At 69.2% G+C, this 19,634-nt stretch carries 17 protein-coding genes and 1 pseudogene; 14 read left to right on the top strand and 4 right to left on the bottom strand.

Annotated elements, in window-relative coordinates:
- From ACFYYT_RS22790 to ACFYYT_RS22775, 4 genes are all read left to right on the top strand, one after another.
- Positions 1 to 1,026: vitamin B12 dependent-methionine synthase activation domain-containing protein (locus ACFYYT_RS22790; protein WP_351825423.1), on the top strand; the 1,026-nt coding region annotated here is incomplete at its 5' end.
- A 111-nt stretch (positions 1,027 to 1,137) separates the two neighbouring features.
- On the top strand, positions 1,138 to 1,839 hold the full coding sequence (locus tag ACFYYT_RS22785; RefSeq protein ID WP_351825421.1) for an HAD family phosphatase: 702 nt from the start codon (positions 1,138 to 1,140) through the stop codon (positions 1,837 to 1,839).
- A gap of 480 nt (positions 1,840 to 2,319) precedes the next feature.
- Positions 2,320 to 3,924, top strand: a complete 1,605-nt coding sequence (locus ACFYYT_RS22780) for an ABC transporter substrate-binding protein (protein WP_351825419.1) — start codon at positions 2,320 to 2,322, stop codon at positions 3,922 to 3,924.
- 74 nt (positions 3,925 to 3,998) lie between these two features.
- Positions 3,999 to 5,579 (top strand): ABC transporter substrate-binding protein, encoded by a 1,581-nt coding sequence (locus ACFYYT_RS22775; protein ID WP_351825417.1) that lies wholly within the window; start codon positions 3,999 to 4,001, stop codon positions 5,577 to 5,579.
- 66 nt (positions 5,580 to 5,645) lie between these two features.
- Here the strand turns inward: ACFYYT_RS22775 and ACFYYT_RS22770 are convergent, their stop codons facing one another.
- Positions 5,646 to 6,317: a response regulator transcription factor gene (locus ACFYYT_RS22770; RefSeq protein ID WP_351825415.1), complete on the bottom strand. Its 672-nt coding sequence runs from the start codon at positions 6,315 to 6,317 to the stop codon at positions 5,646 to 5,648.
- Between the two features lie 66 nt (positions 6,318 to 6,383).
- Positions 6,384 to 7,286, bottom strand: a complete 903-nt coding sequence (locus ACFYYT_RS22765) for a RecB family exonuclease (protein ID WP_351825413.1) — start codon at positions 7,284 to 7,286, stop codon at positions 6,384 to 6,386.
- 156 nt (positions 7,287 to 7,442) lie between these two features.
- Here ACFYYT_RS22765 and ACFYYT_RS22760 point away from each other — a divergent pair, with 156 nt between their 5' ends.
- The 3 genes from ACFYYT_RS22760 to ACFYYT_RS22750 all read left to right on the top strand — a co-directional run bounded on the left by ACFYYT_RS22760 (position 7,443) and on the right by ACFYYT_RS22750 (position 10,369).
- A complete protein-coding gene (locus tag ACFYYT_RS22760; protein ID WP_385322299.1) occupies positions 7,443 to 8,642 on the top strand; it encodes a site-2 protease family protein in 1,200 nt (399 codons plus the stop codon).
- Between the two features lie 18 nt (positions 8,643 to 8,660).
- On the top strand, positions 8,661 to 9,557 hold the full coding sequence (locus ACFYYT_RS22755; RefSeq protein WP_030233594.1) for a tRNA (adenine-N1)-methyltransferase: 897 nt from the start codon (positions 8,661 to 8,663) through the stop codon (positions 9,555 to 9,557).
- A gap of 188 nt (positions 9,558 to 9,745) precedes the next feature.
- Positions 9,746 to 10,369 (top strand): hypothetical protein, encoded by a 624-nt coding sequence (locus tag ACFYYT_RS22750; RefSeq protein WP_351825411.1) that lies wholly within the window; start codon positions 9,746 to 9,748, stop codon positions 10,367 to 10,369.
- 4 nt (positions 10,370 to 10,373) lie between these two features.
- Here ACFYYT_RS22750 and ACFYYT_RS22745 read toward each other — a convergent pair whose 3' ends face one another.
- Positions 10,374 to 10,694, bottom strand: a complete 321-nt coding sequence (locus tag ACFYYT_RS22745; RefSeq protein ID WP_351825409.1) for a ferredoxin — start codon at positions 10,692 to 10,694, stop codon at positions 10,374 to 10,376.
- Positions 10,695 to 10,958: 264 nt separating this feature from the next.
- Between ACFYYT_RS22745 and arc the strand changes: the two genes are divergently transcribed.
- From arc to prcA, 6 genes are all read left to right on the top strand, one after another.
- Positions 10,959 to 12,725 carry a proteasome ATPase gene (gene arc, locus ACFYYT_RS22740; protein WP_351825407.1) on the top strand — a complete coding sequence of 589 codons (1,767 nt, stop codon included), beginning with the start codon at positions 10,959 to 10,961 and terminating at the stop codon, positions 12,723 to 12,725.
- 250 nt (positions 12,726 to 12,975) lie between these two features.
- Positions 12,976 to 14,487, top strand: coding sequence for a depupylase/deamidase Dop (gene dop / locus ACFYYT_RS22735; protein WP_351825405.1), 1,512 nt, complete (start codon positions 12,976 to 12,978; stop codon positions 14,485 to 14,487).
- A 184-nt stretch (positions 14,488 to 14,671) separates the two neighbouring features.
- Complete coding sequence (locus ACFYYT_RS22730) at positions 14,672 to 14,884, top strand: ubiquitin-like protein Pup (protein WP_030233608.1); 213 nt, start codon at positions 14,672 to 14,674, stop codon at positions 14,882 to 14,884.
- A gap of 36 nt (positions 14,885 to 14,920) precedes the next feature.
- A complete protein-coding gene (locus ACFYYT_RS22725) occupies positions 14,921 to 15,520 on the top strand; it encodes an endonuclease VII domain-containing protein (protein WP_351825403.1) in 600 nt (199 codons plus the stop codon).
- The gene (prcB, locus tag ACFYYT_RS22720; RefSeq protein ID WP_351825401.1) at positions 15,472 to 16,311 is read left to right on the top strand and encodes a proteasome subunit beta; all 840 of its coding nucleotides are present in this window, start codon (positions 15,472 to 15,474) and stop codon (positions 16,309 to 16,311) included. Before ACFYYT_RS22725 ends, prcB begins: the two co-directional genes overlap by 49 nt.
- Before the next feature lie 46 nt (positions 16,312 to 16,357).
- Complete coding sequence (gene prcA / locus ACFYYT_RS22715; RefSeq protein WP_351825399.1) at positions 16,358 to 17,122, top strand: proteasome subunit alpha; 765 nt, start codon at positions 16,358 to 16,360, stop codon at positions 17,120 to 17,122.
- A 65-nt stretch (positions 17,123 to 17,187) separates the two neighbouring features.
- Here prcA and ACFYYT_RS22710 read toward each other — a convergent pair whose 3' ends face one another.
- A complete protein-coding gene (locus tag ACFYYT_RS22710) occupies positions 17,188 to 18,192 on the bottom strand; it encodes a LacI family DNA-binding transcriptional regulator (RefSeq protein ID WP_351825397.1) in 1,005 nt (334 codons plus the stop codon).
- A 145-nt stretch (positions 18,193 to 18,337) separates the two neighbouring features.
- On the opposite strand from ACFYYT_RS22710, the pseudogene ACFYYT_RS22705 reads away from it, so the two are divergent.
- Positions 18,338 to 19,625 (top strand): annotated as a pseudogene (locus ACFYYT_RS22705) (MFS transporter).
- The last annotated feature ends 9 nt before the right edge of the window (positions 19,626 to 19,634 follow it).

Below are 19,634 nucleotides of genomic sequence, written 5' to 3'. Positions count from 1 at the left end.
GCCTACGTCGAACAAGACCTCCACGAAATCTACGAAGGCGAAGTCCGCTACGCCCGCGACGCCTTCGAAGGCCTGCGCCTCATGGACGCCCTCATCGCGGTCAAGCGCGGAGTCCCCGGCGCCACGCTGCCCGAGCTGAAGCAGCGCCGCGTCGCCAAGCGCGACGCCCCCGCCCTCCCGGCGGAGGAGCCGCAGGAGCCGGGCGGCCGTTCGGACGTGTCCGTGGACAACCCCGTCCCCACGCCGCCGTTCTGGGGCACCCGCGTCGTCAAGGGCATCCCGCTCAAGGACTACGCCTCCTGGCTGGACGAGGGCGCCCTGTTCAAGGGCCAGTGGGGACTCAAGCAGGCCCGCGCGGGCGGGGCGACGTACGAGGAGCTCGTCGAGAGCGAGGGCCGTCCGCGCCTGCGCGGCCTCCTGGAGAAGCTGCACACGGAGAACCTGCTCGAAGCGGCCGTCGTCTACGGCTACTTCCCCTGTGTCTCCAAGGGCGACGACCTGATCATCCTCGACGAAGCCGGCCACGAGCGGACCCGCTTCACCTTCCCCCGCCAGCGCCGCGGCCGTCGCCTGTGCCTCGCGGACTTCTTCCGCCCGGAGGAGTCCGGCGAGACCGACGTCGTCGGCCTCCAGGTGGTCACCGTCGGCTCGAAGATCGGCGAGGCCACCGCCAAGCTCTTCGCATCCGACTCCTACCGCGAGTACCTGGAACTGCACGGGCTCTCCGTCCAGCTCGCCGAGGCCATGGCCGAGTACTGGCACGCCCGCGTCCGCGCCGAGCTCGGCTTCGGCGGCGAGGACCCGGCGGCCGTGCAGGACATGTTCGACCTCAAGTACCGCGGCGCCCGCTTCTCCCTCGGCTACGGTGCCTGCCCCGACCTGGAGGACCGCGCGAAGATCGCCGACCTCCTCCAGCCGGAGCGGATCGGCGTCCACCTCTCGGAGGAGTTCCAGCTCCACCCCGAGCAGTCCACCGACGCGATCGTGATTCACCACCCCGAAGCGAAGTATTTCAACGCACGCTGACACCGACCGGCGTACACTGGTCGGTCCCATACAGGCCGGTCACCTGTTCCGAGGGGTCACTCCCACGGGCCGCGGTGACCGGCCTTGTCGTCCCCTGCGAGAGGCGTACGCATGACCAGCACCGTTCCCGCACCCGTCGCCCGTACGGCCGACGGGCACGCCCTGCAGGCGGTGCTCCTCGACATGGACGGCACCCTCGTCGACACCGAGGGCTTCTGGTGGGAGATCGAGGCGGACATCTTCCGCGAGCTCGGCCACCTGCTCGACGACTCCTGGCGCGACATCGTCGTCGGCGGCCCCATGAGCCGCAGCGCCGCCTTCCTCATCGAGGCCACCGGCGCCGCCATCGAGATCGCCGAGCTCAGCGTCCTGCTCAACGAGCGCTTCGAAGCCCGCATCGCCGACCAGGTTCCGCTCATGCCCGGCGCCGAGCGGCTCCTGAGCGAACTCGCCCGGCACAACGTGCCCACCGCCCTGGTCTCCGCCTCCCACCGCAGGGTCATCGACCAGGTGCTGCTCACCCTCGGCCGCGACCGCTTCACCACCACCGTCGCGGGGGACGAGGTGCCCCGCACCAAGCCCCACCCCGACCCCTACCTCCTCGCCGCGAACACCCTCGGCGCGCACCCCTCCCGGTGCGCCGTCATCGAGGACACCGCCACCGGCGTCGCCGCCGCTGAGGCCGCCGGCTGCCGCGTCGTCGCCGTGCCCTCCGTCGGCCTGATCGCACCCGCCCCGGGCCGGACCATCGTCCGCTCCCTGGAGGAGGTCGACCTGCCGTTCCTGCGGTCCCTGATCACTCCGCTGAACTGAGCGCGCACGCTCCGTACCGAACGGAACAGGGGTGCTGACGAGGTCCCGCGGGAGGATCTTCCGCACCTTCCCCCGGAGGCCGAAATTCCATCCTGCGCCGGTTCCTCACCGCGGGTGAGCTTGGTCACCCGTCACCCTCCGGGCGGGCCTGTCGGAGTGCCCCGTACGCTTCCCATGTGTCCGGATTGATCATCTCCTGACCCCATCTGCGAAGACGACGGCATAAGCGGTCAGTCCGCTCCCATCACGGTGCGATTACGCCCCAACTCCTGCCGGTTCCAGCCAGACCGTCCCGGCCCACTAATGTCGACGCGGGCACTACGCACGCACCTCTGCGGTCCCGGACGCACACCCCTGCTCCGGCGCCGCGTGGACCGATCGTCAAACACCGGCCCGATCGTTCCGCCCTGAACGGGCGACCGCCGCGAAGTGCCCTCTAAACCGCTTTTTGCAAGTGCCGGGTGAGGGAGTACTTCCAGCATGAACCGCAAGACCATGGTGCTGACGGCCGCGATCGGCCTGCTCACCCCCGCGCTGTCCGCATGCGGCAGCGCGAGTGGCACAGGAGCAGCGTCCGGAGCGATCGTCGTCGGAACCACCGACCGGTTCGAGGCAGCCGACTACGCCCCCGCCCCCTTCGACCCCGCCTACGCCTACGACGCCGGCGCCTGGAACATCCTGCGCCAGACCGTCCAGACGCTGATGCACACCCCGCGCGGCGGCGGCCAGCCCGTCCCCGAAGCGGCCTCCGACTGCCGCTTCACCGACACCGGCAACGAGAGCTACCGCTGCACCCTGCGCCCGGGCCTGAAGTTCGCGAGCGGCGACCCCCTCACCGCCAAGGACGTCAAGTTCTCCATCGACCGCGTCCTCGCGATCAAGGACGAGAACGGCCCGTCCTCCCTGCTCTCCACCCTCGACACCGTCGAGGTCAAGGGCGCCGACACCGTCGTCTTCCACCTGAAGACCGCCGACGCGACCTTCCCGTACAAGCTCTCCACCCCCGCCGCCGGCATCGTCAGCGAGAAGAACTACGAGGCCAAGAAGCTCCGCCCGGGCTTCGCCGTCGACGGCTCCGGCCCCTACACGATGAAGGCCGAGGTCAAGGACAACCACCTCGTCCGGGCCGTCTTCACCAAGAACCCGAACTACAAGGGCGACATCAAGCTGCAGAACGACAAGGTCGAACTGCGCTCCTTCGCGGACTCCGCCACCATGGGCAAGGCCCTCACCGACGGCTCCGTCCAGATGGTCTCCCGCACCCTCTCGCCCGCCCAGATAGCCGACTTCTCCGCCAGGCCCCCCAAGGGCGTCAAGCTCGTCCCCATGCCCGGCCTGGAGATCCGCTACCTCGGCTTCAACACCGAAGCCCCCGTCGTCAAGGACAAGGCCGTGCGCCAGGCGCTCGCCGCCGCCGTCGACCGGGGCAACGTCATCTCCAAGGTCTACGGGAAGTCCGCGCAGCCCCTGTACTCGCTGGTCCCCGCCGCCGTCACCGGCCACGTCAACTCGTTCTTCAACAAGTACGGCGAGGCCAACACCGCCAAGGCCGCGGGCCTGCTCAAGGACGCCGGGATCAAGACCCCCGTCAAGCTGACCCTGAACTACACCAAGGACCACTACGGCGACGGCACCGCCGCCGAGTTCGAGGCCCTCAAGACCCAGCTGAACTCCACCCAGCTCTTCGACATCACCGTCCAGGGCAACGACTGGGCCGACTTCCGCCCCGCCCAGAAGAAGGGCGACTACGCCGCCTACGGGCTCGGCTGGTTCCCCGACTACCCGGACGCCGACAACTTCCTCGCCCCCTTCCTGGAGCAGGACAACTTCCTGGGCACCCCGTACGCCAACGCCGCGGTGCGCACCAGGCTCATCCCCGACTCCCGGCGCGCGGCCGACCGCAACACCGCCGCGCCCGCGATCGCGGAAATGCAGGACATCGTCGCCGAGGACGTACCCGTCCTGCCCCTGTGGCAGGGCAAGCAGTACGTCGCCGCACGCGACGGGATCACCGGGGTGGAGTGGTCGGTCAACGCCATCTCCGACCTCCAGCTGTGGGAACTCGGCCGCGGCAAGAGCGGCTGAGACCGGCAGCAACCGGCGGCGGACGTCGCAGGCCGGCGCAACGACCAGACAACACTGTGAAGGACATTCGCGTGATGAGACGTAACCAGTGGTTGGCGGCCCCGCTCGGCGCGGCCACCGCCGCCGCGCTGCTCAGCGGTTGCGGTTCGACCGATGGCGCCAATGCCGGCAGCGGCAAGGGCGTGGTCATGGGGATATCCGACAAGGTGAAGTCGACCGACCCGGCAGCCGGCTACGACCCGGGCTCCTGGCTCCTCTTCAACAACGTCTTCCAGTCGCTGCTCAGCTTCCCCAAGGGCGGCACCACCCCCGAGCCCGACGCCGCGCAGACCTGCACCTTCGAAGGGCCCGACAGCAAGCAGTACAAGTGCGTGCTGCGCTCCGGCCTCAAGTTCAGCAACGGCCACGCCCTCACCTCGAAGGACGTCAAGTTCTCCTTCGAGCGCACGCTGAAGATCAACGACGAGGCCGGCCCCGCCGTCATGCTCTCGTCGATCGCCGGCATCGACACCCCCGACGAGAAGACCGTCGTCTTCCGCCTCAAGACGTCCGACGCGACCTTCCCCAGCAAGATCGCGTCGGGCGCGGGCTCCATCGTCGACCACGCCGAATACCCGGCCGACAAGCTCCGCACCGACGGCAAGGCCGTCGGCTCCGGCGTCTACAAGCTCGACTCGATCAACGACAAGAGCGCCACCTTCTCGGTGAACGACTCCTACACCGGCAAGGCCAAGGCCAAGAACACCGGCGTCACCCTGAAGTTCTTCAACGGGGACCAGGCCGCCCTCAAGACGGTCCTGGAGAAGGGCGACGTCGACTTCGCCTTCCGCGGCCTCGCCGCCAAGGACATCGCCGCCCTCGCCTCCAGCAAGACCGGCGACCAGAAGGTCGACGTCGTCCAGGGCACCGGCGCCGAAGTCGAGCACATGGTCTTCAACGTCAACGACCCCGTCGTCGGCAAGCTCCCCGTCCGCAAGGCCATCGCCTACCTCGTGGACCGCGAGGCGCTCGTCAAGGACGTGTACGCGGGCACCGCGTCCCCGCTCTACTCGATCGTCCCCGCCGGCATCGCCGGACACACCACCCCCTTCTTCGACCGCTACGGCGGCAGCCCCCAGCCCGAGAAGGCCAAGGCCCTCCTGAAGGCCGCCGGCATCAACGGCAAGGTCAAGCTGACCCTGTACTCCACCCCCTCCCGCTACGGCCCCTCCACCGACCAGCAGTTCCAGGTCATCGCCAAGCAGCTCAACGACAGCGGGCTGTTCGAGGCCGACATGAAGTCCGTCGAGTACGAGCAGTACGAGAAGGACATCCAGGACGGCAAGTACGGCATCTACGTCAAGGGCTGGGTCCCCGACTACCCCGACGCCGACAACTTCACCCAGCCGTTCTTCGGACCGGACAACGTCCTCCACAACAACTACGACAACAAGGAGATCACCGGGACGATCATCCCGGCGACCTCCGCGAAGTCCGACCGCACCGCCGCGAACACCGACTACGTCCGCCTCCAGGACATCGTCGCCGACGAGGTGCCCATCCTCCCGCTCTGGCAGGGCAAGCAGTACGCCGTCACCCGCCCGAACGTGACCGGCCTCCAGTGGTCCCTCGACGCCTCCACCGTCTTCCGCTTCTGGGAGATCAGCAAGGGCTGACCCCCCACCACGACGAAGGGCCGGCAGCCGCACCCGCGACCGCCGGCCCTTCCGTCGTACCCCGCCCTACTGGGCGCCCGGCCGCACCAGGCCGCTCTCGTACGCGTACACCGCCGCCTGCACCCGGTCCCGCAGACCCAGCTTCGTCAGCACGTGCCCCACATGCGTCTTCACCGTCGTCTCGCTCACGAACAGGTCCGCCGCGATCTCCGCGTTCGACAACCCCCGGGCCACCAGCCTGAGCACCTCCACCTCGCGCTCCGTCAGCGTCCCCAGCACGTCCGGCAGACTCTCCTCACCCGACGGCAGGTGCCCCGCGTACTTGTCCAGCAGCCGCCGCGTGATGCTCGGAGCCAGCAGCGCCTCACCCGCCGCCACCACCCGGATCGCCGCCACCAGCTCGTTCGCCGGCGCGTCCTTCAGCAGGAACCCGCTCGCCCCCGCCCGCAGCGCCTCCACCACGTACTCGTCCAGATCGAACGTGGTCAGCACCAGCACCTTCGCCGGCCCGTCCCGCTCCGGACCCGTGATCTGCCGCGTCGCCTCCACCCCGTCCATCCGCGGCATCCGGATGTCCATCAGCACCACGTCCGGCTGCAACGCCCGCACCTGGTCCAGAGCCTGCAGACCGTCCCCGGCCTCACCCACCACCACCAGGTCCGGCTCCGCCTCCAAGATCATCCGGAAGCCGGTGCGCAGCAACGGCTGGTCATCGACCAGCAGCACGCGGATCGCCACGGGGAGTACCTCGAATTCATCGGACAGCAACGGCGGGACCCCGCCCATTGTGCCCTGACCCGAAGATCAGGACCGGTCAGGGCCGTCCGCCCCCGCACCCGGCCGGCCCACGATCGCCAGCGGATACACCGGGGGAGTACCCCCGAACTCCGGACACACCGACCGATGATCACACCAGCCGCACAGCTTCGTCGGCCGCGGCCGCCACTCACCCGACTCCGTCGCCTCCCGGATCGCCTCCCACAACGCGTGCAGCTTGCGCTCCACCCGCTCCAGATCCGCCACCACCGGGTCGTACGTCAGCACGTCCCCGCTCCCCAGATACACCAGCTGCAACCGCCGGGGCACCACCCCCTTCAGCCGCCACACCACCAGCGCGTAGAACTTCATCTGGAACAGCGCGTCCTCCGCGTACTCCGGCCGCGGCGCCTTCCCCGTCTTGTAGTCGACGATCCGCACCTCACCCGACGGCGCCACATCCACCCGGTCGATGATCCCCCGCAACCGCAGCCCCGACTCCAGCTCCGTCTCCACGAAGAACTCCCGCTCCACCGGCTCCAGCCGCGTCGGATCCTCCAACGTGAACCACCGCTCCACCAGCGCCTCGGCCTCCGTCAGCCACCCCGCCAGCCCCGCGCCCCCGTCCCCCGCCGGAAACAGCTCCGCCAGCTCCGGCTTCGCCTCCAGCAACCGCTCCCACTGACCCGGCACCAACGACTTCGCCCGCGGCGCCGTCCGCTCCTCCGCAGGATGATCGAACAACCGCTCCAGCACCGCGTGCACCAGCGTCCCCCGCGTCGCCGCCGCACTCGGCTTCTCCGGCAGCTTGTCGATCACCCGGAACCGGTACAGCAACGGACACCGCATGAAATCACCCGCCCGCGAAGGCGACAGCGAAGAGGGCCGGGAAGCACCCGAAGAAGCATCGGCACCAGCTGCGCCTGGCACAGCACCGGGGATCGTCGTCATGCCCGAAACCCTACGACCCGCCACCGACAGCACGCGCATACCATCGACTCGGAGCCCCCTCGCACTGCATGATCGAGGGATCACACCGCGCTACACACCGCACCCGACCCCCGACGTGGACCACACTGGAAACCCGGCACCGAACGAAGGACAACCGTGGCAGACACCGACGAAACCGGCGAGCGCACGGCCAAGCGCTCCGATCCGGGCGGCGGGATCCTCATGGGCCGCCCCTTCGGCGTCCCCGTCTACGTCTCGCCCAGCTGGTTCCTCGTCGCCGCCCTCATCACCTGGGTCTTCGGCGACCAGCTCGACCAGATCCTGCCCGACCTCGGCCCGGCCCGCTACCTCGTCTCCCTCTTCTTCGCCGTGGCCTTCTACGCCTCCGTCCTCGTCCACGAACTCGCCCACACCATCGCCGCGCTCCGCTTCAAACTCCCCGTGCGCCGCATCCAGCTCCAGTTCTTCGGCGGCGTCTCCGAAATCGAGAAGGAGTCCGAGACCCCCGGCCGCGAATTCGTCCTCGCCTTCGTCGGCCCCCTCCTCTCCCTCGCCCTCGCCGGGACCTTCTACCTCGGCATGAACGCCGTCGACCCCGCCACCGTCCCCGGCGTCCTCCTCGGCGGCCTCATGATCTCCAACCTCCTCGTCGCCGCCTTCAACCTCCTCCCCGGCCTCCCCCTCGACGGCGGCCGCATGCTCCGCGCCGTCATCTGGGGCATCACCGGCAAACCCATGGCCGGCACCGTCGCCGCCGCCTGGGTCGGCCGCGGCCTCGCCGTCGCCGTCCTCCTCGGCCTCCCCCTGCTCACCCACACCGGACTCCTCGGCAACCGCAGCCAGGAGATCGGCGGCATGAACACCGTCATGGACGCCCTCCTCGCCGCCATCCTCGCCGCCATCATCTGGACCGGCGCCGGCAACAGCCTCCGCCTGGCCCGGCTGCGCGAACACCTCCCCGAACTCCAGGCCCGCGCCCTCACCCGCCGCGCCATCCCCGTCGAGAACGCCACCCCCCTCTCCGAAGCCCTGCGCCGCGCCAACGAAGCCGGCGCCCGCGCCCTCGTCGTCGTCGACGGACTCGGAGACCCCACCGCCCTCGTCCGCGAAACCGCCATCGCCTCCGTCCCCGAACACCGCCGCCCCTGGGTCGCCGTCAGCACCCTCGCCCAGGACCTCAACGACGGCATGAAGGTTTCCGCGGAACTCACCGGCGAAGAACTCCTCGAACACCTCCGCACCCACCCCGCCAGCGAGTACCTCGTCCTCGAAGGCACCGGCGAGATCTACGGCGTCCTGTCCACCCTCGACGTCGAAAAGGCCTTCGTGAAGGCCATGGCGCGGCCCCAGTCCTGAAGCCAATACACTGGTCACATGTCCGAACCGACCGGTGCCGCCCGCCGACGCGGGCCCTTCGAGGTCGGGGACCAGGTTCAGCTCACCGACCCCAAGGGCCGCCACTACACGTTCACGCTCGAAGCCGGGAAGAATTTCCACACCCACAAGGGTTCCTTCCCGCACGACGAGCTGATCGGTGCTCCCGAGGGCAGTGTTGTCCGCACCACGGGCAACGTCGCGTACCTCGCGCTGCGCCCCCTGCTCCCCGACTATGTCCTGTCCATGCCCCGCGGTGCCGCCGTGGTCTACCCCAAGGACGCGGGCCAGATCCTGGCCTTCGCCGACATCTTCCCCGGCGCCCGCGTCGTGGAAGCAGGTGTGGGCTCCGGCTCCCTGAGCAGCTTCCTGCTGCGCGCCATCGGCGACCAGGGCATGCTCCACAGCTACGAGCGCCGCGCGGACTTCGCCGAGATCGCCACCGCCAACGTCGAGCGCTACTTCGGCGGCCCCCACCCCGCGTGGCAGCTGACCGTCGGCGATCTCCAGGACAACCTGTCCGACACCGACGTCGACCGCGTCATCCTCGACATGCTCGCCCCCTGGGAATGCCTGGAGGCCGTCTCCAAGGCCCTCGTCCCCGGCGGCATCCTGTGCTGCTACGTGGCCACCACCACCCAGCTCTCGCGCACCGTCGAGTCCATCCGCGAGTTCGGCTGCTACGCCGAGCCGCAGCCCTGGGAATCGATGATCCGCAACTGGCACGTCGAGGGCCTGGCCGTCCGCCCCGACCACCGCATGATCGGCCACACCGGCTTCCTCGTCACCGCCCGCCGCCTCGCGGACGGCGTCGAGCCCCCCATGCGCCGCCGCCGCCCCTCCAAGGGCGCCTACGGCGAGGACTACGACGGCCCCGGCAGCGACCGCTCCGCGTAGCCCCCTCCCGGCCGCTCCGGCCCCCAACACGAAGGCGCTGCGGCGCAGTTCCCCGGCCACACCGGGAACTGCGCCACAGCGCCTTTTCGTTGTACGGGAGGACCGGCCCGGACCCGGCCGTTCCACCCCGGTGTGAGGTGTGGCACGATGCTGGCTCCCCGTCACCCTTCGCACAGGAGACACCCCGCGTGCTGCACAGCCCCACGGAGCCGGACCCGGCACCGGAACACCTGGCTCACCGACGCGCCAGGCCCCTCCACTGGGCCGCCACGGCCACGGCCATGGCCGCCGTCATCGCCGGCGCGGGCCTGCTCCAGCCGGGCCGGGCCACCGGGGCCACCGAAACCACCGCGGCGACCGGCGTCACCTCCGGGCCCGCTCCCGCGAGCGGCCCCCCGGCCACCGCCCCCGACGCCCACGCGGCCACCTACCCCCTGGACTGCAAGGGGACCCCGCAGACCGTCACGGACACCGCCGAAGGCGACCTCGACGGCGACGGCCGCCCCGAGACGGTGGCGGCCGTACGCTGCGACGCCGGATCGGGCACCCCGCCCCACGCGATCTACGTACTGACCCGCGGCGAGGGACCCGGCGCCGCCCCCAGGGTCGTCGCCACCCTGCTCGACGCCGCCCGTCGGCAGACGGCCGCCGGGCTCACGGTGAGCGACGGAACCGTCACCGCCCGCCTCCTCGGCTACTCCTCGCCCTCGGTCCCGCGCTACAGCCCCGACGTCAAGCAGCTCGCCAAGTGGCGCTGGACCGGCGGAAAATTCCGCCAAGAGCTGACGGACTCGACCGCCGCACGTGTTTGAAACGTCACTCCGCGTCGGGGCCGAACACCTCGACGCTGTCCGAAACGCGCCTCACGTGGATGCAGTCACCCGGACATTCCTTCGCCGAATCGACCACGTCCTGGAGCAGGGTCAGCGGAACCGGAGTGGTCGCCCCCGCCTCCTGGAGGAGCTCGTCCTCCGGGCTCTTCACATACGCCAGACCGTCGATGTCCAGCTCGAACACCTCCGGGGCGTACTGCACGCAGATGCCGTCCCCGGTGCAGAGGTCCTGGTCGATCCAGACCTCGAGCGGCTCTCCGGCCTCGCCGGCGCCACCCGTCGGGGCCTCCTGCTGCACGGTCATATCTCCTGCCGTTCCCTGCGCTGAGTGATCCGTCCCGGACACAACTCGCGGCAAGTCGCGCGAGCTCTGACGGGTGTTGAACACTTCGACCTTACAACCGGCTGCTTTCCGATGTTGAAGGGTGGGTATTTCCTTGGCGTGAGGGAGTACGCAAGGGTGAAGATCGGACACACCTCTACCGTCTTTGTGATCTAGGGGTTTCAATCACCACCAGCCCAGGTAGGGTCAGGAAGCGTCCAGCTCCCCTTGGAGGAGGTGAGGACCGTGGCAGCCCACGACGACGACATCAACCGCGGCATCCGGCCCGGGCGAGGGTCTGAGGACCCCGCCGGCCAGGTTGCCTATCTCGAGCAGGAAATCGCCGTCCTGCGACGCAAGCTCGCCGACTCTCCGCGTCACACGAGGATTCTCGAAGAGCGGATCGTCGAGCTCCAGACGAATCTGGCAGGCGTCTCCGCGCAGAACGAACGACTGGCGAATACCCTCCGTGAGGCCCGCGACCAGATCGTGGCCCTCAAGGAGGAAGTCGACCGGCTCGCACAGCCGCCGGCCGGCTTCGGTGTCTTCCTTCAGGCGAACGAGGACGGCACCGTCGACATCTTCACCGGCGGCCGCAAGCTCCGCGTGAACGTGAGCCCCAGCGTCGACCCGGAAGACCTCCGGCGCGGCCAGGAGGTCATGCTCAACGAAGCGCTCAACGTGGTCGAAGCCATGGAGTACGAGCGGGCCGGGGACATCGTCACCCTCAAGGAGATCCTCGAGGACGGCGAGCGCGCCCTGGTGGTCGGGCACACCGACGAGGAACGGGTGGTGAGGCTCGCCGAGCCGCTCCTGGACATCACCATCCGCCCCGGCGACGCCCTCCTGCTCGAACCCCGCTCCGGCTACGTCTACGAAGTGGTCCCCAAGAGCGAGGTCGAGGAACTCGTCCTCGAAGAGGTACCCGACATCGACTACGACAAGATCGGCGGCCTGGGCGACCAGATCGAGCTGATCCGCGACGCTGTCGAGCTCCCGTACCTCTACCCCGACCTCTTCAAGGAACACGAACTGCGCCCCCCCAAGGGCATCCTGCTCTACGGCCCTCCCGGCTGCGGCAAGACGCTCATCGCCAAGGCCGTGGCCAACTCCCTTGCCAAGAAGGTCGCCGAGGTGACCGGCCAGCCCGCAGGAAAGTCCTACTTCCTGAACATCAAGGGCCCCGAGCTCCTCAACAAGTACGTCGGCGAGACCGAGCGGCACATCCGCCTCGTCTTCCAGCGTGCCCGGGAGAAGGCGAGCGAGGGCACCCCCGTCATCGTCTTCTTCGACGAGATGGAATCCCTCTTCCGCACCCGCGGATCCGGCGTCAGCTCGGACGTGGAGAACACCATCGTCCCCCAGCTCCTCGCCGAGATCGACGGCGTGGAAGGCCTGGAGAACGTCATCGTCATCGGCGCCTCCAACCGCGAGGACATGATCGACCCGGCCATCCTGCGCCCCGGCCGGCTCGACGTGAAGATCAAGATCGAGCGCCCCGGCGCCGAGGCGGCGAGGGACATCTTCGCCAAGTACCTCAAGGCCTCCCTGCCCCTGCACACGGACGACCTGTCCGAACACCAGGGCTCGACGGCCGAAACCGTCCACAGCATGATCCAGACCGTCGTCGAGCAGATGTACGCCGAAACCGAGGAGAACCGCTTCCTCGAGGTCACGTACGCCAACGGCGACAAGGAAGTCCTCTACTTCAAGGACTTCAACTCGGGCGCGATGATCCAGAACATCGTGGACCGTGCGAAGAAGATGGCCATCAAGGCCTTCCTCGAGCACAACCAGAAGGGTCTGCGGGTCTCCCACCTCCTCCAGGCGTGCGTGGACGAGTTCAAGGAGAACGAAGACCTCCCGAACACCACCAACCCGGACGACTGGGCCCGGATCTCCGGAAAGAAGGGCGAGCGGATCGTATTCATCCGCACGCTCGTCACCGGAAAGCAGGGCGCGGACACCGGTCGGTCCATCGACACGGTGGCGAATACCGGTCAGTACCTCTGACGAAGCGGGGCGGCTGCGGATGCCCTCACCGGGCACCCGCAGCCGACTGCTTTACCGCCCGCCTTTTTCAGCCGGTGACGGGCAAAGCCAATGACTGAAATGATCTCCCCACCAGCGCGGAGTGGTTCTAGGCTCTTCCGTACCGCCTCCTCCGCAGTGCGGGGACGGACACCGCACATGACCCACCGGAGAACAAGCGGTACTTGAGCGCCGCTCCCGAACGGGAGCGCCGCCGGGCAAGGAGGGCCGCATGACCGTACGGCGAGTAATGGGGATCGAAACGGAGTACGGGATCTCCGTTCCGGGGCACCCGAACGCCAATGCCATGCTCACCTCGTCCCAGATCGTCAACGCCTACGCGGCGGCGATGCACCGGGCGCGACGCGCCCGCTGGGACTTCGAGGAGGAGAATCCGCTGCGGGACGCCCGCGGCTTCGACCTCGCCCGCGAGGCCGCCGACAACAGCCAGCTCACCGACGAGGACATCGGCCTCGCCAACGTCATCCTCACCAACGGCGCACGGCTCTACGTGGACCACGCCCACCCCGAGTACAGCTCGCCGGAGATCACCAACCCGCTCGACGCCGTCCTCTGGGACAAGGCCGGCGAACGGATCATGGCCGAGGCCGCCGAACGGGCCGCCCAGCTGCCCGGCGCCCAGCCGATCCACCTCTACAAGAACAACACCGACAACAAGGGCGCCTCCTACGGCACGCACGAGAACTACCTGATGAAGCGGGAGACCCCCTTCTCGGAGATCGTGCGCCACCTGACCCCCTTCTTCGTCTCCCGCCAGGTCGTCACCGGCGCCGGCCGCGTCGGCATCGGCCAGGACGGGCGCGAACACGGCTTCCAGATCAGCCAGCGCGCGGACTACTTCGAGGTCGAGGTGGGACTGGAGACCACCCTCAAGCGGCCCATCATCAACACCCGGGACGAACCGCACTCCGACGCCGAGAAGTACCGCCGGCTCCATGTGATCATCGGCGACGCGAACCTCTCCGAGATCTCCACGTACCTCAAGCTCGGCACGACCGCGCTGGTCCTGTCCATGATCGAGGACGGGTTCATCAACGTGGACCTGGCCGTGGACCAGCCGGTGCGCACCCTGCACCAGGTCTCCCACGACCCGGACCTCCAGCACCTGATCACGCTGCGCAGCGGGCGCACCCTGACCGCCGTACAACTCCAGATGGAGTACTTCGAGCTGGCCAGGAAGTACGTGGAGGAGCGTTTCGGGTCGGACGCGGACGAGCAGACCAAGGACGTCCTCACTCGGTGGGAGGACGTGCTGGGCCGGCTGGAGACCGATCCGATGAGCCTGTCGGGGGAGCTCGACTGGATCGCCAAGCGGGAGATCCTGGAGGGCTACCGCAGGCGCGACGGACTGGGTTGGGACGCGGCGCGGCTGCACCTGGTGGACCTCCAGTACGCGGACGTACGGCCCGAGAAGGGCCTGTACAACCGGCTGGCCGCCCGCGGGAAGATCAAGCGGCTCCTGGAGGAGCCGGCCGTCGAGCGGGCCGAGAGCAAGCCCCCGGAGGACACCCGGGCGTACTTCCGCGGGCGCTGTCTGGAGCAGTACGCGGACGACGTGGCGGCGGCCTCCTGGGACTCGGTGATCTTCGACCTCCCGGGCCGGGACTCCCTCCAGCGGGTCCCGACCCTGGAACCCCTCCGGGGGACCCGGAACCACGTCAAGGAGCTCCTGGACCGCTGCCGTACGGCCGAGGACCTGGTGCGGGTGCTTTCGGGGCAGTGAGGGGCGCCGTGGGGGCCTGAAAGGGCCCCGGTCCGGGAATCATGAGATCAGCCGGACGTTATGAAAGTGCGGGGACGAATGTCGGGCCCGCCTTGTAGGGTCCGACGTAGGGTCTGATCTTGAGAGGTCCCGAATCCCGGGGTCTCTCCGTGTGAGCGTGCGAACCGAGCGGGGTGAGGTAGACATGGCGACCAAGGACACCGGCGGCGGACAGCAGAAGGCGACGCGCTCGACCGAGGAGGTCGAGGAGGCGGCGGTCGAGGAATCGACCGACCTCAAGGAGCGCCAGGAAAAGCTGTCCGACGACGTCGACTCGGTTCTTGACGAGATTGACGATGTACTTGAGGAAAATGCCGAGGATTTCGTTCGGAGTTTCGTACAAAAAGGCGGCGAATAGCCTTCGAATCCAAGGTGAGTTCGCCAGCATTGGGTCATGTCCAATGGAACCAAGTGGTGTCGCGGCTGTAGCCGGGACGTACCGCTGAGCGGATTCGCCGCGGATCGGAATCGCGGAGACGGCCTGCAGCCGAGGTGTCGGGAGTGTGTGGCGGAGTACGGCGCCCTGCACTACCGCCGTCGCCAGGCAGCCAGGGGCAAGGTCGTCAAGGAGAGGGTGGACGTCCCGTCCGGCCACAAGCTGTGCCGGCAGTGCGGTGAGGTGAAGCCGCACAGCGAATGGCACAGGAACGCTTCGGCGTCGGACGGGCTGTCCACTCGATGCAAGGCGTGTCGGGCCATCCAAGGCAGGGCGGGCCACTTGAAGCGTTCGTACGGCATCACCGAGGCCGAGCGCGACGCGATGATCGAGGCTCAGGGCGGGGTCTGCCTGCTCTGCCGGACTGGTCCGGCCGAGCACGTTGATCACGATCATCAGACGGGTAAGGTCCGAGGCGTACTGTGCTTCAGCTGTAACGCAGCCCTGGGGCAGTTCAAGGATCGGCCGGACGTCATACGGCGTGCAGCCGCTTACGTGGAAGGAAACCTGTGGAACCCAACACTCGTAGCACAGGGCGTCTACCGGCAGCCTTCCTGACGCCGGGGTCGTCGTCCTTCATGGACTTCCTGGGCGCGCACTCGCCCGAGATGCTCCCCGGCAACCGCAGGCTGCCGGAGGGTGTCATCGAGGCGCCGCACGGGACGACCATCGTGGCCGCCACCTTCCCCGGCGGGGTCGTGCTCGCCGGTGACCGGCGGGCGACCATGGGGAACATGATCGCGCAGCGGGACATCGAGAAGGTGTTCCCGGCCGATGAGTACTCGGCGGTGGGCATCGCCGGTACGGCCGGTCTGGCCGTGGAGATGGTCAAGCTGTTCCAGCTGGAGCTGGAGCACTTCGAGAAGGTCGAGGGGACCACCCTCTCCCTGGAGGGCAAGGCCAACCGGCTGTCGACCATGATCCGGAGCAATCTGGGCATGGCGATGCAGGGGCTCGCCGTCGTGCCGCTGTTCGCGGGGTACGACGAAGCCAAGGAGAAGGGCCGGATCTTCTCCTACGACGTCACCGGCGGCCGCTCGGAGGAGCACGGCTACGCCGCCACCGGGTCCGGTTCGATCTTCGCCCGGGGCTCGATGAAGAAGCTGTTCCGTCCGGATCTGACGGAGGAGCAGGCCACCACCCTGGTCGTGCAGGCGCTGTACGACGCGGCCGACGACGACTCGGCGACCGGTGGGCCGGATCTGTACCGGCACATCTATCCGATCGTCACCGTCATCACCGACGAGGGCTTCCGCAGGCTGACCGACGACGAGTCGCAGGAACTCGCCCGTGCGGTCACCAACCGTCGTCTCGAGCAGCCCGACGGCCCGCGCGCCGCCCTGCTCTGACCATCCGCCGCCCCGTAGGAGCCCAGAAGAAAGGGACGGACAGCCGGTGTCGACTCCGTTCTATGTGTCACCCCAGCAGGCCATGGCCGACCGGGCGGAATACGCCCGGAAGGGCATCGCCCGCGGTCGCAGCCTTGTCGTGTTGCAGTACGCCGACGGCATCGTGTTCGTCGGGGAGAACCCTTCCCGCGCGCTGCACAAGTTCAGCGAGATCTACGACCGGATCGGCTTCGCGGCCGCCGGCAAGTACAACGAGTACGAGAACCTGCGGATCGGTGGGGTGCGGTACGCCGATCTGCGCGGGTACACCTATGACCGTGACGACGTGACGGCCCGTGGGCTGGCGAACGTGTACGCGCAGACGCTCGGCACGATCTTCTCGTCGGCCGGTGAGAAGCCGTACGAGGTGGAGCTGGTCGTCGCGGAGGTCGGTGCGACGGCTGCCGGGGACCAGATCTACCGGCTGCCGCACGACGGGTCGATCGTGGACGAGCACGGTTCGGTCGCGGTCGGTGGCAATGCCGAGCAGATCAGTACGTTCCTGGATCAGCGGCACCAGGACGGGATGACCTTGTCCGAGGCGCTGAAGCTGGCGGTGCAGGCGCTGTCGAGCCAGGCGAACGGCGGCGACAAGGCGATTCCGGCGGAGCGGCTGGAGGTGGCGGTGCTGGACCGGACGCGGGCGCAGCAGCGCAAGTTCAAGCGGATCCGCGGGCGGCAGTTGGCGCGGCTGCTGGAGGCTGATGTTCCGGCGGCGGCCCAGGCGGATGCGGTGTCGAACGACGAGGCGCCGGAGGACGACGCCGAGTAGGTGTGTGCGGGTGTGGGGCCCCGGTCTGCCGTTCGCGGCGGGCCGGGGCTTTCGTGTGTCCGGGGTCAGGGGGTGGGTGTGGGGGCGGGGCCGGTGGAGTCGCGGACGACGAGTTCGACGGGGATGTCGTCGGCGGTGTAGGGGGTGCCTTCGAGGACGGCGAGGAGGGCGGTCATGCCTTGTTCGCCGACGCGTTCGGCGGGGAGCCGGATGGTGGTGAGTTCGGGTTCGACGGCGGTGGCGAGGGCGAGGTCGTCGAAGCCGGTGACGGAGAGGTCTTCGGGGATGCGCAGGCCGAGGCGGCGGGCGGCTTTGCAGGCGCCGGCGGCGAGGATGTCGTCGTCGCAGACGATGGCGGTGGGCCGGTCGTGGGGGGTGGCGAGGGCGGCGGTCATGGCGGTGCGGGCGGCGTCGACGCTGAGGGCGGCGCGGACGGTGCGCAGTTCGGTGTGGGGGCCGAGGCGGGCGGTGAGGGCTTGGGCGCGGTGGGTGAAGGTCCAGGAGTCGACGTCGGAGGCGAGGTGGAGGAAGCGGCGGTGGCCGAGGCGGAGGAGGTGGGTGCAGAGCTGGTGGACGCCGTCGGTCATGGCGAGGTTGACGTGGGCGGCGGCGTTGCCGGTGGTGGGGTCGCTGTCGAGCATGACGAGGGGGAGGCCGTCGCCGCCGATGGCGTCGAGGGCGTCGGCGGCCATGGAGGAGGCGATGACTCCGTCGAGGGCGGCGCGGGCGGAGGCGAAGGGGTCGCGGGCGGGGCCGGTGCCGTCGGGGGAGGGGTAGAGGACGACGCCGAAGCCGTGTTCGGAGGCGATGCGGGCGGCGCCGGTGTAGACGCGGGCGAAGAATTCGTTGGTGAGGGCGGGGACGACGAGGAGGGCGGTGCGGGTGCTGCCGAGGCGGAGGTTGCGGGCGGCGAGGTTGGGGCGGTAGCCGAGTTCGGTGGCGGTCTGGCGGACGAGGTGGGCGGTGCGTTCGGAGACGCGGCCGCGCCATTTGTCGCCGAGGACGAGGGAGACGGTGGCCTGGGAGACTCCGGCCGCGGTGGCGACGTCACGGCTGGTGGGTCTCGTCACAGGGGGCTCCTGAAGTGCCAGGTGGGGTGGGGTGTGGGGGGTGCGCGGGGTGGACCGGGGGTCTGCGGCCATGGTACGTATGACGGGTTAAGTTATACGTATTACTTCGGTACTCCCGGCTGGATCCGGGCGGAAGGGGGCGGACATGGCCGCGGGATACGCGGAGCTGCTCAGGACCCGGCACGCCGCGAGGCTGTTGGTGGGCACGCTCGTGGGCCGGCTGCCGAACGGGGTCGCGTCGATCGCGATCGTGATGTTCGTCCGGGGCGAGGGCGGCAGTTACAGCCTGGCGGGGGCGCTCGCGGCCGCGTACGGGGTGGCCAATGCCGTGGGTCAGCCGTTGCTGGGGCGGGCGGTGGACCTGTTCGGGCAGCCGCGGGTGCAGTTGCCGGCCGCGGTGCTGTCGGCGCTGGGCATGGTCTGGCTGGCTTTCGCGGGGATCGGGTCGGCCGCGGCCGCCTATGCGGCGGTGGTGGTGGCGGGGCTGTTCACGCCGCCGCTGGAGGGTGGTCTGCGGGCGCTGTGGCCGAGCGTGCTCGGTGGCAGGGAGGAGCGGGTGCACGCCGCGTACGCGATGGACGCGGTGGCGCAGGAGGTCATGTTCACGGTGGGGCCGCTGCTGGTGACGCTGTTCGTGTCGCTGTGGTCGCCCGCGGTGGCGCTGGTGGCGCTGAACGCGATCGGTGTGCTGGGGGCGCTGTCGGTGGTCGTTTCGGAGCCCTCGCGCACGTGGCGTTCCGAGCCGCGGGAGGCGCACTGGCTGGGGGCGCTGCGGTCGCGCGGGCTGCTGGCGTTGCTGGGGGCGTTCTTCTTCGTGGGGATGGCGCTGGGTTCGATCACGGTGGCGGCGATCGCTTACTCGGACGTGCACGGTGGTGCGGCGGTGTACGGCTGGATGATGGCGGCGCTGGGTCTGGGGGCGCTGGTGGGTGGTGTGACGTACGGGGCGCGGCAGTGGCCGGGTGCGCCGGAGCGGCGGCTGCGGCTTCTGGTGGCGTTGTTGGCGGTGGGTTATCTGCCGCTGATGGTGTCGGTGGGTCCGGTGGGGATGACGGCGTTGTCGGCGTTGTCGGGGGTGTTCCTGGCGCCGAGTCTGGCCTGTGCGTTCATCGTGGTGGACCGGCACGCTCCGGCGGGGACGGTGACGGAGGCCTTCTCGTGGCTGGTGACGTTCTTCGGGGTGGGTGCCGCGATCGGTACGGCGGCGGCGGGTCCGGCGGTGGAGGCGGGCGGGTCGCCGGCGGGTTTCGCGGTGGCCGCGGGTGCGGGGGTGGCGGCGCTGGCGGTGCTGATGGCCACTCAGCGGGCGCTGGCGGGTGCGGGGCGCGGGCGGGCCGTGGCGGGCTCTTCGGGGGCGGTGGCGGAGCCGTTCGTCAAAAACTGATCGGAACGCCGCTCTCGAACCCGGTTTCAGAAGAGGGCAGAAGGCGTAATGTTCAGTC

Origin of the sequence: Streptomyces sp. NPDC002032 (assembly GCF_042890765.1) — a bacterium.
Taxonomy (GTDB): domain Bacteria; phylum Actinomycetota; class Actinomycetes; order Streptomycetales; family Streptomycetaceae; genus Streptomyces.
Note: the sequence above shows the minus strand (reverse complement) of the source record. Positions and strands in the feature narration are given on the sequence as shown.